This is a genomic window from Streptomyces fildesensis (genome assembly GCF_016107395.1).
In the GTDB taxonomy this organism is placed as follows: domain Bacteria; phylum Actinomycetota; class Actinomycetes; order Streptomycetales; family Streptomycetaceae; genus Actinacidiphila; species Actinacidiphila fildesensis.
On record NZ_JAAIKO010000138.1, the window covers coordinates 1 to 1,053 of the forward strand.

General features: G+C 67.9%; 1 protein-coding gene. It reads left to right on the plus strand.

Translation table 11 applies throughout. The features are described from left to right. On the plus strand, window positions 1-1,053 hold a 1,053-nt coding region (gene alc / locus C6N31_RS42260; protein ID WP_198359623.1), incomplete at both ends, for an allantoicase.

A 1,053-nucleotide genomic window follows, 5' to 3' on the forward strand; every position in this document is an offset into this window, starting at 1 on the left:
GTCCTCGACTTCGTTCACCGGTGATGCGCGGCCGTTCGGTGGGGGTGATCCGTATGGGGATTATCGTCGTGCGGAGTTGCCGTTCACGGATCTGGTGGATCTGGCGGATCGGCGGTTGGGTGCGGGGGTGATCGCGGCGAATGACGAGTTCTTCGCGGAGCGGGAGAATCTGCTGATCCCGGAGCCGGCGCATTTCGATCCGGAGCACTTCGGGCACAAGGGCAAGATCATGGACGGCTGGGAGACCCGCCGCCGCCGGGGCACCGGTACGGATGCCCCGCATCCGGTCGACGCGGACCACGACTGGGCGTTGATCCGGCTCGGCGCGCCGGGTGTGATCCGCGGGATCGTCGTGGACACCGCGCACTTCCGCGGCAATTACCCGCAGTCGGTGTCGGTCGAGGCGACGGCGCACGCACTGTCGGCGTCGCCGCAGGATCTGCTGGCGGAGGGCGTGGAGTGGACCACGATCGTGCCGCGGACCCCGGTGGGTGGTCATGCGGCGAACGGGTTCACGGTGGAGGTGGATCGCCGGTTCACGCATCTGCGGCTCAACCAGCACCCGGACGGTGGTGTGGCCCGGTTGCGGGTGTACGGGGAGGTGGCGCCGGATCCGGGGTGGTTGGCGGAGTTGGGCACGTTCGACCTGGTGGCGTTGGAGAACGGCGGCACGGTCGAGGACGCGTCGGACCGTTTCTACTCCTCGCCGGTCAACACGATCCTGCCGGGGCGTTCGCGGAAGATGGATGACGGGTGGGAGACGCGTCGTCGTCGGGACAAGGGCAATGACTGGGTGCAGTACCGGTTGGTGGCGCAGGGTGTGATTCGTGCGGTGGAGATCGATACCGCGTATTTGAAGGGGAACTCGGCGGGCTGGGCGGCGTTGTTCGTGCAGGACGACGGTTCGGATGAGTGGACGCAGTTGCTGCCGCGGACCAAGCTGCAGCCCGACACGGTGCACCGTTTCCTGGTGAACCCGGTCCCGGCGACCCGGGTGCGGATCGACATCTTCCCCGACGGCGGCATCTCCCGCCTGCGCCTGCACGGCTCCCT